12 protein-coding genes are annotated in these 12,263 nt (G+C 61.4%); 5 read left to right on the plus strand and 7 right to left on the minus strand.

Annotated elements, in window-relative coordinates; translation table 11 throughout:
• Positions 1 to 73: 73 nt before the first annotated feature.
• Positions 74 to 2,167 carry an excinuclease ABC subunit UvrB gene (gene uvrB / locus J2W46_RS31650; RefSeq protein ID WP_310359419.1) on the minus strand — a complete coding sequence of 698 codons (2,094 nt, stop codon included), beginning with the start codon at positions 2,165 to 2,167 and terminating at the stop codon, positions 74 to 76.
• A gap of 336 nt (positions 2,168 to 2,503) precedes the next feature.
• Between uvrB and J2W46_RS31655 the strand changes: the two genes are divergently transcribed.
• Positions 2,504 to 3,703: an amino acid aminotransferase gene (locus J2W46_RS31655; RefSeq protein ID WP_020069986.1), complete on the plus strand. Its 1,200-nt coding sequence runs from the start codon at positions 2,504 to 2,506 to the stop codon at positions 3,701 to 3,703.
• 119 nt (positions 3,704 to 3,822) lie between these two features.
• On the opposite strand, the gene J2W46_RS31660 is transcribed toward J2W46_RS31655, so the two are convergent.
• Together J2W46_RS31660 and J2W46_RS31665 are read right to left on the minus strand one after the other, a co-directional pair.
• Entirely contained in the window at positions 3,823 to 5,061 is a 1,239-nt protein-coding gene (locus J2W46_RS31660) for a DUF3734 domain-containing protein (protein WP_020069987.1), read from the minus strand.
• Between the two features lie 10 nt (positions 5,062 to 5,071).
• Positions 5,072 to 5,869, minus strand: a complete 798-nt coding sequence (locus tag J2W46_RS31665) for a 3-hydroxybutyrate dehydrogenase (protein WP_310359422.1) — start codon at positions 5,867 to 5,869, stop codon at positions 5,072 to 5,074.
• A gap of 242 nt (positions 5,870 to 6,111) precedes the next feature.
• On the opposite strand from J2W46_RS31665, the gene J2W46_RS31670 reads away from it, so the two are divergent.
• Complete coding sequence (locus J2W46_RS31670; protein WP_310359424.1) at positions 6,112 to 7,083, plus strand: potassium channel beta subunit family protein; 972 nt, start codon at positions 6,112 to 6,114, stop codon at positions 7,081 to 7,083.
• Positions 7,084 to 7,342: 259 nt separating this feature from the next.
• A complete protein-coding gene (locus J2W46_RS31675; RefSeq protein ID WP_310359505.1) occupies positions 7,343 to 8,188 on the plus strand; it encodes a 23S rRNA (adenine(2030)-N(6))-methyltransferase RlmJ in 846 nt (281 codons plus the stop codon).
• 48 nt (positions 8,189 to 8,236) lie between these two features.
• Here J2W46_RS31675 and J2W46_RS31680 read toward each other — a convergent pair whose 3' ends face one another.
• The 4 genes from J2W46_RS31680 to cueR form a co-directional block, all read right to left on the minus strand.
• Positions 8,237 to 9,274, minus strand: a complete 1,038-nt coding sequence (locus tag J2W46_RS31680; RefSeq protein ID WP_310359427.1) for an ABC transporter substrate-binding protein — start codon at positions 9,272 to 9,274, stop codon at positions 8,237 to 8,239.
• A gap of 227 nt (positions 9,275 to 9,501) precedes the next feature.
• On the minus strand, positions 9,502 to 9,879 hold the full coding sequence (locus J2W46_RS31685) for a hypothetical protein (protein WP_020069991.1): 378 nt from the start codon (positions 9,877 to 9,879) through the stop codon (positions 9,502 to 9,504).
• A 222-nt stretch (positions 9,880 to 10,101) separates the two neighbouring features.
• Positions 10,102 to 10,248, minus strand: coding sequence for a DUF3563 family protein (locus J2W46_RS31690; RefSeq protein WP_020069992.1), 147 nt, complete (start codon positions 10,246 to 10,248; stop codon positions 10,102 to 10,104).
• Between the two features lie 273 nt (positions 10,249 to 10,521).
• The gene (gene cueR / locus J2W46_RS31695) at positions 10,522 to 10,974 is read right to left on the minus strand and encodes a Cu(I)-responsive transcriptional regulator (RefSeq protein ID WP_310359507.1); all 453 of its coding nucleotides are present in this window, start codon (positions 10,972 to 10,974) and stop codon (positions 10,522 to 10,524) included.
• A gap of 123 nt (positions 10,975 to 11,097) precedes the next feature.
• Between cueR and J2W46_RS31700 the strand changes: the two genes are divergently transcribed.
• Positions 11,098 to 11,316: a heavy-metal-associated domain-containing protein gene (locus J2W46_RS31700; RefSeq protein ID WP_310359429.1), complete on the plus strand. Its 219-nt coding sequence runs from the start codon at positions 11,098 to 11,100 to the stop codon at positions 11,314 to 11,316.
• 14 nt (positions 11,317 to 11,330) lie between these two features.
• Positions 11,331 to 12,251 carry a dTDP-4-dehydrorhamnose reductase family protein gene (locus J2W46_RS31705; protein WP_310359432.1) on the plus strand — a complete coding sequence of 307 codons (921 nt, stop codon included), beginning with the start codon at positions 11,331 to 11,333 and terminating at the stop codon, positions 12,249 to 12,251.
• Positions 12,252 to 12,263: the final 12 nt, after the last annotated feature.

Here is a 12,263-nt window from a genome sequence, read left to right on the forward strand (position 1 = left end):
AAAGAAGCGCGGCACATTGCCGCGCCCTTTGCGCTGGAACCACGCTGCTTCGTCGCTGCATGGTCCTGCCGATTTAGTCGACGCCCGAGACGTGGTCGCCGACATTCGCCCCGAACACGCGCTGACGCAGCAACGCCAGCTGGTCGCGCGTTTGCGCGGCCTTCTCGAACTCGAGGTTTTTCGCGTGCTCCATCATCTGTTTTTCGAGGCGCTTGAGCTCCTTGGCCAGCTGCTTTTCGGACATGTCCTCGAATTTGGCGCGCGTCTGCTGTTCCTTCAGCTCGGCGCGGGCGTCGTCGACGTTGTACACGCCGTCGATAATGTCGCGGATACGCTTTACCACGCCGCGCGGCGTAATACCGCGTTCGAGGTTAAACGCGATCTGCTTGGCGCGCCGCCGCTCGGTCTCGTCAATGGCGCGGCGCATTGAATCCGTCACCTTGTCCGCATACAGAATGGCCTTGCCGTTCACGTTGCGCGCCGCCCGGCCGATGGTCTGAATCAGCGAGCGCTCGGCGCGCAGAAAGCCTTCCTTGTCCGCGTCGAGAATCGCGACGAGCGACACTTCGGGAATATCCAGACCTTCGCGCAGCAGGTTGATCCCGACGAGCACGTCGAAAGTGCCGAGCCGCAAGTCGCGGATGATCTCGACGCGCTCCACCGTGTCGATGTCGCTATGCAGATAGCGCACCTTGACGCCATGGTCGCTGAGAAACTCCGTCAATTGCTCGGCCATGCGCTTGGTCAGTACGGTCACCAGCACGCGATCGCCCGCCTTGACGCGCTCGTTGATTTCGGCGAGCACGTCGTCGACCTGACTGCGCGCGGGCCGCACCTCGATTTCCGGGTCGACGAGTCCGGTCGGACGCACGAGCTGCTCCGCAACCTGACCCGAGGTCTTCTTTTCGTAATCTGCCGGCGTGGCCGACACGAACACGACCTGGCGCATCTTGCGCTCGAACTCGTTGAATTTCAGCGGCCGATTGTCCAGCGCGGAAGGCAGACGGAACCCGTAGTCCACCAGGTTTTCCTTGCGCGCCCGGTCGCCGTTGTACATGCCGTTCAACTGGCCGATCAGCACGTGCGATTCGTCGAGCAGCATGATGGCGTCCGACGGCAGGTAATCGACCAGCGTGGGCGGCGGCTCGCCGGGCGCCGCGCCCGAAAAGTGCCGCGAATAATTCTCGATGCCCTTGCAGAAACCGAGCTCCTGCAGCATCTCCAGGTCGAACCGGGTGCGCTGTTCGAGCCGTTGTGCTTCGACCAGCTTGCCTTCGCTATAGAAGAATTCCAGCCGCTCGCGCAGTTCGGCCTTGATCGTTTCGACCGCGCGCACGACGGTGTCGCGCGGCGTCACGTAATGCGACGACGGATAGACGGTAAAACGCGGAATTTTCTGACGCACCCGTCCGGTGAGCGGGTCGAAGAGCTGCAACGTTTCGACTTCGTCGTCGAATAATTCCACGCGCACCGCCATTTCCGCGTGTTCGGCCGGGAAGATGTCGATGGTGTCGCCTCGGACGCGGAACGAGCCGCGCTGGAAGTCCGCCTCGTTGCGGTTGTACTGCATCGCGATGAGCCGCGCGATGATGTCGCGCTGGCCGAGCTTGTCGCCCGTGCGCAGCGTGAGAATCATCTGGTGGTATTCGGACGGATTACCGATGCCGTAAATAGCCGACACGGTCGCGACAATCACCACGTCGCGCCGCTCCATCAGGCTTTTCGTGGCCGACAGGCGCATCTGCTCGATGTGTTCGTTGATCGACGAGTCTTTCTCGATGAACAGGTCGCGCTGCGGCACGTAGGCTTCCGGCTGATAGTAGTCATAGTACGAAACGAAGTACTCGACCGCATTGCGCGGAAAGAACTCGCGGAATTCCGAGTAAAGCTGTGCAGCGAGCGTCTTGTTCGGTGCGAACACGATGGCCGGACGGCCGAGCCGCGCGATCGTGTTGGCCATCGTGAAGGTCTTGCCCGACCCCGTCACGCCGAGCAGCGTCTGGAACGAGAGGCCGTCCTCGACGCCTTCGACGAGCGTCTCGATCGCCGTTGGCTGGTCGCCGGCGGGCGGATAGGGCTGATAAAGCTGGAACGGCGAGCCTTCGAAGCGGACGAATCGGGATTCGTCGAGCGCGTCGTCGGCTTCGGTCAAATGTTGTTCGGACATGGGGGCGGCAGCGGCCTTAGGCAAAAAACTATTCTAACGGGTTGCATCGAGATGGACCGGCGACGGACCAAGCGGATCTGCGTAGGCTGGCAGCGCTGAGTGATGCGGTCGGTTTTAGACATTTAGCGACGGCCTGCCCGTTTTTCAAGCAAATAAGTCCGCCAAGGGGCGTTCTCGTCCGAAAAACGTTCATAGATTCGTTACAATGCGAAGTTGCGCTCGCTTGCGGCTGTCCGCGTTCTGCATCATCCGGCGTTTGCGTTTTGCATGAAACGCAGTCGGCACGGTCGCGCATGCTCGTAGCTGCCCTCTTTTCACTACTGCTGCCCACCCACCATGTCTCTGTTCTCCGCCGTCGAACTTGCTCCCCGCGACCCGATTCTGGGCCTGAACGAAGCCTTCAACGCCGACACGCGCCCCACCAAAGTCAACCTCGGCGTTGGCGTGTATTTCAACGAAGAAGGCAAGATTCCGCTGCTGCGCGCCGTGCGCGACGCGGAAAAGGCACGTGTCGAAGCCGCGTTGCCGCGCGGCTATCTGCCTATCGAAGGCATTGCCGCCTACGACGCAGCCGTGCAAAAGCTGCTGCTCGGCAACGATTCTCCGCTGATCGCCGCCGGCCGCGTCGTGACGGCGCAGGCACTGGGCGGCACGGGCGCGCTGAAGATTGGCGCGGACTTCCTGAAGCGTCTGAATCCGAGCGCCAAGGTCGCGATCAGCGACCCGAGCTGGGAAAACCACCGTGCACTGTTCGAAGCCGCGGGCTTCGAAGTCGTGTCGTATCCGTATTACGACGCGCACACTCACGGCGTCAATTTCGACGGCATGTTGAGCGCGCTGAACAGCTACGCAGCGGGCACGGTCGTCGTGTTGCACGCATGCTGCCATAACCCGACGGGCGTGGACCTGACCGTCGACCAATGGAAACAGATCGTCGAGGTCGTCAAGGCGCGCAATCTGGTGCCGTTCCTCGACATCGCCTATCAGGGCTTTGGCGACAACATCGAAGCCGACGCAGCGGCCGTGCGACTCTTCGCGGCCTCTGAACTGAACGTGTTCGTCTCGTCGTCGTTCTCCAAGTCGTTCTCGCTGTACGGGGAGCGTATCGGCGCGCTGTCCATCATCACGGGCAGCAAGGAAGAAGCTACTCGCGTGTTGTCGCAACTCAAGCGCGTGATCCGAACGAACTACTCGAACCCGCCGACGCATGGCGGTTCGGTAGTCGCCGCGGTGCTCGCGTCGCCGGAACTGCGCGCCACGTGGGAAACGGAACTGGCGGGGATGCGTGACCGGATTCGCGCAATGCGCAATGGCCTCGTCGAACGCCTGAAGGCAAGCGGCGTGGATCGCGACTTCAGCTTCGTGAATGCGCAGCGCGGCATGTTCTCGTACTCAGGCCTGACCGCGCCGCAAGTGGACCGTCTGCGCGAAGAGTTCGGCATTTACGCTGTCAGCACGGGCCGCATTTGCGTCGCTGCATTGAATACGCGCAACCTCGACGTGGTGGCCAACGCGATTGCCCACGTGTTGAAGTAAAGCGTTTCAAGGCCGCGCGATCCCGCGCGCTCTGGTTGATTCGGCTGAAGCCGAATGTGAGAACGGCGCCCCTTTGAGGGCGCCGTTCTCGTTTGTGGACTCCGTGTTGGCGGATGATGTCAGCGCGAGTCGCGATGAATGTCGTGCGTGACGAAGCCCGCGTCGTTATCCGGCATGGCAAGCCAATCCGGCTGCGAGAGCGAATGGCGGATGTCTGCCAGTCCGCTTTCCCAGTGCTCCCGCATGGTCGAGAGGCCAAACTGGAAGTCCTTGTAGTGCCCTTCGTATTCTTTTTGCCTGTAGATGAGATGAATCACGTTGTAGCGCTTCGAGCACGACAGGTCTTCAGCCAGCTTGCACCATGGATCGTCGCGCTGGTCCGGCGAGACCCGGTCCAGCACCTCGCGCAACACGTGCCGGAAACGCTGTGAGCGTTGCAGCATGTCGGTCACAAGACGCGTGCGGCTCGAATATTGAATGTCTTTCATGCGCCCCTGCACGTCGGTGATGTTGTCGGGCACCGGCCCGATCGCGCTCCACAGATCGACCTGGAACGCCAGCGTGTCGCGCCGCGGCGTGGTTTGAATCACCTCGTAGAGCGGCGTGTTCGACATCAAGCCGCCGTCCCAGTAATACTGGCCGTCGATTTCCACAGCAGCAAAGCCGGGCGGCAAAGCCCCAGATGCCATGAAGTGCTCAGCCCTCAGCGTGGTCTGCGTGTTGTCGAAGTACGCAAAATTTCCCGTGCCGCAATTGACGGCGCCCACGGACACGCGCATTTCCCGCGAGTTGATGCGGTCGAAGTCGCACAGACTTTCCAACGTCGCTTTGAGCGGCGCGGTGTCGTAGTAGCTGGCCGCTTGAGGCGGTCCCGACACGGTCGGCAAAGGCGGCGGAAAGCGCGGCACGAAGAAGCCCTTCTGCCCTTCCACGAGCGCGCCAACGGCCTGTGTTGCCGTGAAAGCTTTACGCACTGCGTCGCTCGAATTGAAGAACGCGTGCTCGATAAAAGCGGGCAACGGTAGACCGAATGCGGGCTGGCAGATGGTTTCCCAGAATTGCAGCAGCCGTTCGACCCGCTTTTCGGGCGGATTGCCGGCGATGATCGCCGTATTCAACGCGCCGATAGAAATGCCTGCCAGCCAGTTCGGCTCGACGCCTGCTTCATGAAGCCCCTGAAAAACGCCGGCCTGATATGCGCCCAGCGCGCCGCCACCCTGCAGTGTGAGCGCGATGGTTTCATAGGCCGGCAATTGCACGCGCTTGCCGCGGGCCGACGCAGACGCCGCGCTGGCGCCTGCGCCTTCCTCATTACCGGCCGCGCCGACGCGAGCCCGTTTGAGATTGCGTTGCGCCATGCGCACCTCCTTATTGCATGTACCAGCCGTGACTTACGATAAACGATTGGCCCGTCAGTGCAGCCGTGGGGAAAGTCGACAGGAACAGGACGGTTTGCGCGACGTCTTCCACCGTGGTGAAAATGCCGTCGACCGTACCGCCCAGCATGACGCGCTTGACCACTTCTTCTTCGCTGATGTTCAGTTCCTTGGCCTGCTCCGGAATCTGCTTGTCGACGAGCGGCGTACGCACGAAACCCGGACACACGACATGGGAGCGCACATTGTGTTTTGCGCCTTCCTTGGCGAGCACGCGAGCGAGACCGAGCAGCGCATGCTTGGCCGTCACGTAGGCGGACTTGAGCGGCGACGCCTCATGCGAGTGAACCGAACCCATGTAGATCACGATGCCGCCGCGATCGTCCTTGTACATGTGCTTGAGCGCCGCCTTCGTGGTCAGGAACGCCCCGTCCACGTGAATGGCTTGCATCTTCTTCCAGTCGGAAAACGAGTAGTTTTCAATCGGATTGACGATCTGAATGCCGGCATTGGAAATGAGGATGTCGACCGAACCGAGCTCTGCCGCCACTTTGTCAATGCCCTGGTTCACCGCGTCTTCGTTGGTGACGTCCATTGCGATGCCGATTGCCTTGCCCCCGCCCTTCCTGATTTCTTCAGCGACGGCATTCGCGCCGTCCAGGTTCAGGTCGGCAATTGCGACAGCCGCGCCCGCAGCCGAAAGGGTCAACGCAATCTGCTTGCCGATGCCGCTCGCCGCGCCGGTGACGACCGCGACCTTGCCATTCAGATTTGTGTTCAGTGACGACATCCAGAACCTCCATGCAGTTGATGAGCAATGAGACCACGAGCCGCGCGCAGCGAGAAGTAGACCGAATGGCATAGGCGCGCATAGGCACTGTCCTATACCGTTCGGCCGATGTTGCACTGCGGCCAATGCTGCTATTGTGCATGAACCGTGTGGAATCGATCGGTAAAAAGCACGCCCCGGCTTATCTATTTAAACTAGGCGTTCTGGCAGGATTCCGGTCGCTTCACTATCAGGAGAATTGCATGAATTATCGGCGTCTAGGCCGCTCTGGACTGCAGGTCAGCGAGTTGTCCATCGGCTCGTGGGTCACGTACGGCAATCAGGTCGACCATCGCGCGGCGCGTGAATCGCTCGCTGCCGCGCGCGATGCGGGGGTCAATTTCTTCGACAACGCGGAGGTGTACGCGGGCGGCAAGTCGGAAGAAATCATGGGCCAGGCGCTCAAGGAACTGGCATGGCCACGCGTGAGCTACGTCGTGTCGACGAAATTCTTCTGGGGGCTGGAAGAAGCACCCAATCAGTACCACACGCTGAACCGCAAATATCTGCTGAACGCAATCGACTCGTCGCTCAAGCGTCTGCAACTCGACTATGTCGATCTGGTCTTCTGCCATCGGCCGGACCCGAACACGCCCGTCGAGGAAACCGTATGGGCAATGAGCGACATGATCACGCGCGGCAAAGCCTTGTACTGGGGCACGTCCGAGTGGAGCGCCGACGAAATCCGCGCCGCTTATGACATCGCGGAGCGACACCATCTGCACAAGCCGGTCATGGAACAGCCGCAGTACAACCTGTTTCACCGCAAGCGCGTCGAACAGGAATACAAGCGTCTCTACGAAGATATCGGTCTCGGTCTGACTACCTGGAGCCCGCTCGCGTCCGGCCTGCTCACCGGCAAGTATCGCAACGGCGTGCCTGCCGACAGCCGCGCCCAGTTGCAGGGCTACGACTGGCTGCGCAAACAGGTTACCGACGCGGGCAAAAACAACGTGGTCGGCAAGCTCGGCGAAGTGGCCGACGAACTGGGCTGCACCGTCGGCCAGCTTGCGATTGCATGGATTCTCAAGAACCCGCATGTCAGCACGGTGATTACAGGCGCATCGCGCGTCGAGCAGATTAGCGAGAACATGAAATCCGCTGAGGTCGCCGAGCAGATCACGCCGGAGATCAAAGAGAGAATCGAAGGTATTTTCGGAGAGGTGTACGACTGACGCCGCTCTGTCGGACGGCTGGGTACGGCGCGGCAAGATTGTGGCCGTGGTCCCAGTCGTGGTGGTAGTCGCGCAGGGTACCGCGCAATCCGACAACGCGCACGGCAGCACCGCCGCAACTCACTGCGCCGCGCGCGGCGTCGCGTACAATACGCGACCGCGCGGCACATCGGCGTTCTGTGCCGGCGTGCCGCTGCAATGCATCCGCATCGTCGACTCCAGCCTGGAACGGCGCGCCCTCTTTCTGCATCTCCTCATCATGCTCAGCTATCGCCACGCCTTTCATGCAGGCAACCACGCCGACGTTCTCAAACACGCGGTCTTGTTGCAGCTATTGCGCTACCTCGGTCAGAAGGACAAGGCCTACTGGTATATCGACACGCATGCCGGCGCGGGCGTCTATTCGCTGCAGGAAGGCTATGCGGTCAAGACCGGCGAGTTTCAGACAGGCATCGCCAGGCTGTGGGAGCGCAACGATCTCCCGTCGCTCTTCTCCGACTATGTCGATGAAGTCGCCGCGCTCAATCCCGACGGCCAGTTGCGCTTCTATCCCGGCTCGCCGTATATCGCCTGGCGCCAGATGCGCGAGCAGGACCGTATGCGTTTATTCGAGTTGCACACCACTGAGATCGACGTGCTGCGTCACAACTTTCGCGATGCGGGCCGTCGCGCGATGCTGTACGCGGGCGACGGTTTCGACGGCATTCTCGCACTGCTCCCGCCGGCGCCGCGCCGTGCGCTGATACTGCTCGATCCTTCGTATGAGGACAAGCGCGACTACACGCGCACGCTGCGGTGCATCGAAGAGAGCCTGAAGCGCTTCCCCACCGGTACCTACGCGGTCTGGTATCCGCAAGTGAAGCGCCTCGAATCGCAACGCTTTCCCGACCAGTTGAAAAAGCTGCAGGAGCGCAACTGGCTGCACGTCAGCCTCACGGTGAGCAATCCGCCCACGGACGGATTCGGGCTTTATGGCAGCGGCATGTTCATCCTGAATCCGCCATACACGCTGCCGAAGCTGCTGAAGGACCAGATGCCCTGGCTGGTCAAAGCGCTCGGTGAGGACAAGGCCGCGCAGTTCAAGGTCGAATACCGCGGCGATTGACGCCGGGCGAGGCCGCGCATAGTCGAATAGCGCCCCCTCGCCGCGCTGTTATTTGAGTTGTGCCGCGGCCTTGCGGGCGAAGTCGTTGGTATACGTCGCGTTCAGGTCGATCTTTTTCGGATCGAGCCGGTTATCGAACGACGCCAGTGCGCGCAATGAAGTCTCCGGGCCGTCGGCGGGCATCAGGCCGTCTGGCGAATAAGCGTCGCGCACATTATGGAACGCCTCGATATAGAGCGACGAGTCGTTGAGCAGATAGGCCGGCGGCACCATCTTCAGCAGATCGGCATCGCTCGCGGTCTGCAGCCAGTGATCCGCACGCACGATGGCATTGGCGAGCGCCTGCGTCGTCTTCGGGTATTTCTGAATGAAACTTTCCGACGCATAAAGTGTGGCGGCCGGCATCGTTCCGCCGAACACTTCCTGCGTTCCTTTCACGGTGCGCGTGTCCACCAGCACCTTGATTGCGCCGCCGCGTGTGAGCTTCGTCATCATCGGATCGACGTTGGATAGCGCGTCGATCTGACCGTTGCTCACTGCCGCGAGCACCGTGGCGCCGCTGCCTACACCGATCGCCGCAATGTCGCTTCTCTGCACGCCGGCCTTGCGCAAGGCGACAGTCAGCACGAGATCGGTCGATGACCCCGGCGCGCTCACGCCGACCTTTGCGCCTTTGAAATCGGCAAGCGTCTTGATCTTGTCTGCCTTCGACGTCAATACGGCAACGACGATCTGCGGCGCGCGGCCCATCAACGCAAAAGCCCGGTAGCGTTGCCCCTTCGCCTGCATGAATAGTGTGTGCTCGAATGCCCCGGCGCCGATATCCGCGCTGCCGCCCACTACTGCTTCGAGTGCTTTGGAACCGCCCGCGAAGTCTTCGAGCGTGACCTCGAGACCCTCGTCCTTGAAATAGCCCAACTGCTGGGCCGTGAGCACCGGCAAGTAGTAAAGACCCGGCAGACCGCCAACGGCCATTGTCAAAGCCGGCTTTTCGGGGACGTCTTTCGCGGACGCCACGCCGTGAAGTGCGGCAACGGCGAACAACGTGGCGCAAACGGCGGCACGCCGCATCCAGTGATTGGGCATTTGACGTCTCCTTTTTGTATGTTCTCGTTCAATCTGGTTGCCGGCCGCCCGTGTGGGCGCTATCGGCGCGACTTTGCGGCACAGACCGCTTGAGGATTGTCGTCGCCCGACTGGTGGCGCGCCATGCGCCCAAACCCGAATGGCCAGGCGCGGGCGCGCAAATTCGCTGCGCCGCGTCTCGCGCGGACGTCTGGCAGCAATCTACGGGCAGGATCGGCGCGAGTCGGCTATTGCGGACGCGGAGCGGGCCGAGGCACGGGATAAGGTTGAGGATACGGCTGAGGATACGGTTGAGGTTGCGGTGCGACACCACCGCCGCCGACGGGCAACTGGATATACGGCGCGACGACGATCGGCACGGACGAATTCGGCGCCAGTTCGGTAGGCGTAGCGATAGGTTGTGCTTCGACGATGGGTTGCCGCGACAGCGGCGCTGTCTGCAGGACGGTTCCGCTCTGCCCGTCGCTGATGCCATTCTGCGAGTCGAGGATCACAGGCTTGCGGCTATTGCTCGACGCAGCAGACGCGCTCGACACGGCGCAAGCCGTGGCAAACAAAACTGCAATGGCGGTCAGAGAGAATTTGAACGAATGGGTCGAAGACATGGGGCGGACCGGTTGAGCCGGGAAGGCCGGATTGCGCTGAAAAACGCTTTACCTTACCGCGACGCGGACTTCGCCGCTAGTCGATATTCGCCATCTCGAGTTTTGTGACGCCTTGAGGACAACGCGGCGCCCAGATGTGACAAAGCCCCGCAAAAGACGGGGCTCACACTTAACAGCTACTACTGAACTACTGTGGCGGCATAAAACGCTCGCCTAAAAAACTTACAGCGAATAGCCGTTGGCTTCGAGCGAGCGGATGCGCTGTTCGAGCTGGACGATATCCGACGACGAAGCCAGATACGCTTCACGGCGGTCGCGCTCTGCAGTTTCAAACCAGGTGCTCAGTTTTTCAAGGACGTATGCAAACATGATGTTCTCCAAGGATCAGATTGAATCCCCGGTGGATCGGGCATCAGGGATTTCCCGTAAAAGGGTTAACCCGGATTATAGGCCGATGGTGCAACCGCGCCAGTGAAATGCTCGCATGATGTGCATTCCAAAATGGAATGACGCACTCCATAGGTGCATAAAGCACGTTGATTTGATTGAGAGGCAGAAACGCCCGTAGACCAAAAAGTATGAGATAGACTCACTTGCCGCACACATTAGGTGCATACAGCAACGAATCGCCAGCCCGCCTCGCTAATCGCTAACGTTCGCCTTCGAAAACCCCTTGCAAGCGTTCCGGCTCTCCGCCGAAACCATGCCTGCGTCCGCAAGCCCCTCGATAATCGGACATTCCGGACGATCGTCGCCGTGACAATGGTTGGCAAGATGCGCCAGCGTGTCGCGCATATCGGTGAGTTCGGCGATGCGTCGATCGAGTTCGGCCACGTGGTCCAGCGCAATTGCCTTCACTTCGGCACTCGCGCGCGTGCGGTCGTGCCACAGCGCGAGCAGCCGCCGGATGTCTTCCACAAGAAAGCCGAGCCGGCGCGCCCGGCGAATGAAGCGCAGTGAATGCACCTCCTGCGGACCGTAGACACGATAGCCGGCGGTCGTTCGGGATTTCGCCGCGAGCAAGCCGACGCTTTCGTAGTAGCGAATCATTTTCGCCGTGACGCCCGACGCGCGGGCCGCTTCACCAATGTTCATCACTGTTTCCCCACTCAATGCGTCGATCGTACACCTTCCCATGATGGGAAGGTCAGTCACCTAAATCTGGTCGGGAAGGCATAATTCAATCATCGCAACCGACATTTCCCCGAGGCAATTCCGATGAAAACCGAATTCCAGGTTGAAGGCATGAGCTGCCAGCATTGTGTTGCGGCAGTCACCAACGCTATTCGCGAGCACGACGAAGCCGCGCAAGTGCAGGTAGATCTCGCGGCGGGCCGGGTCGCGGTCGAGTCGACGCAATCGGTCGACGCTTTGAAAGCCGCGATCGACGAGGCCGGCTACACGGTCAAAGGCGTGTCGCCCGGCGTGGCGAGCTAAGGGGAACGCGGATCATGTTCAAGGTCGCAGTCATAGGAGCGTCTGGCCTGCTCGGTCGCGCTGTCGTCGACGAACTGGCGGCTCAGCCGGACTGGCAAGTCGTCGGTACCGCCTTCAGCCGGCCAATGCCGAACACCGTCACGCTCGATGTCCGGGATCCGCGGGCAGTCGAGCAGTTTGTCGAGCGCGAAGCGCCAGATGCGCTCGTGATTGCCGCCGCCGAGCGTCGACCGGATGTGTGCGAGCGTCAGCCGGAAGTGGCCCGCGCGCTTAATGTGGATGCCGTGCGCGCGCTCGCCGCCGCCGCGCATCGGCGAGGCGCGTGGACGCTGTCGATTTCCACCGATTACGTTTTCGACGGCACTCATCCGCCCTATCGGCCGGATTCCGCACCGGCGCCGCTCAATGCATATGGGCGCAGCAAGCTGGACGGCGAGCAGGCGTTGACCGACACGACCGACCTGGGCTGCGTGCTGCGCTTGCCGCTGCTGTACGGGCCGATTGTCGATTGGTCGGAATCCGCCGTGACGAGTCTCGTGCCGGCTATTGCCGCGTCGGCATCGGCGCAGGGCCAGGCGGCCAACATGGACGCATGGGCGATCCGCTATCCGACCTTCACGCCGGACGTCGCGTTTGTGATCCGGCAGATGCTCGAGCGTCACGCCGCGGGTGACGCGATTCGCGGCATCGTGCAATGGTCGGGCGACGAACCGATGACCAAGTACGAGATCGCCATGCGCCTCGCACAAGCGCTGCAACTCGACGCGCGGCTCGTGCCGCAACACACGCCGGCCGATGCGACGCCGCGTCCGCATAATTGCCACCTGGCGTCGGACCGGCTGGAGCAACTCGGGATCGGCCGCCGCACGCCGTTCGATATGGCGATACGCGAGGTGTTGGCCGCCTTTCCGTGGCGCGGCGATACATCCGCCTGAACCGGATGCGCT

It is taken from the genome of Paraburkholderia strydomiana, from assembly GCF_031456815.1.
Classification (GTDB): Bacteria; Pseudomonadota; Gammaproteobacteria; order Burkholderiales; family Burkholderiaceae; genus Paraburkholderia; species Paraburkholderia caledonica.

Excerpts from the sequence above, each read along its gene's own strand:
- J2W46_RS31680 (WP_310359427.1), bottom strand. The coding sequence starts at position 9,274 with ATGCCCAATCACTGGATGCGGCGTGCCGCCGTTTGCGCCACGTTGTTC.
- cueR (WP_310359507.1), bottom strand. The coding sequence starts at position 10,974 with ATGAACATTGGTGAAGCGGCCCGCGCGTCGGGCGTCACGGCGAAAATG.
- J2W46_RS31700 (WP_310359429.1), top strand. The coding sequence starts at position 11,098 with ATGAAAACCGAATTCCAGGTTGAAGGCATGAGCTGCCAGCATTGTGTT.
- J2W46_RS31690 (WP_020069992.1), bottom strand. The coding sequence starts at position 10,248 with ATGTTTGCATACGTCCTTGAAAAACTGAGCACCTGGTTTGAAACTGCA.
- J2W46_RS31685 (WP_020069991.1), bottom strand. The coding sequence starts at position 9,879 with ATGTCTTCGACCCATTCGTTCAAATTCTCTCTGACCGCCATTGCAGTT.
- J2W46_RS31660 (WP_020069987.1), bottom strand. The coding sequence starts at position 5,061 with ATGGCGCAACGCAATCTCAAACGGGCTCGCGTCGGCGCGGCCGGTAAT.
- J2W46_RS31655 (WP_020069986.1), top strand. The coding sequence starts at position 2,504 with ATGTCTCTGTTCTCCGCCGTCGAACTTGCTCCCCGCGACCCGATTCTG.
- J2W46_RS31705 (WP_310359432.1), top strand. The coding sequence starts at position 11,331 with ATGTTCAAGGTCGCAGTCATAGGAGCGTCTGGCCTGCTCGGTCGCGCT.
- J2W46_RS31670 (WP_310359424.1), top strand. The coding sequence starts at position 6,112 with ATGAATTATCGGCGTCTAGGCCGCTCTGGACTGCAGGTCAGCGAGTTG.
- uvrB (WP_310359419.1), bottom strand. The coding sequence starts at position 2,167 with ATGTCCGAACAACATTTGACCGAAGCCGACGACGCGCTCGACGAATCC.
- J2W46_RS31675 (WP_310359505.1), top strand. The coding sequence starts at position 7,343 with ATGCTCAGCTATCGCCACGCCTTTCATGCAGGCAACCACGCCGACGTT.
- J2W46_RS31665 (WP_310359422.1), bottom strand. The coding sequence starts at position 5,869 with ATGTCGTCACTGAACACAAATCTGAATGGCAAGGTCGCGGTCGTCACC.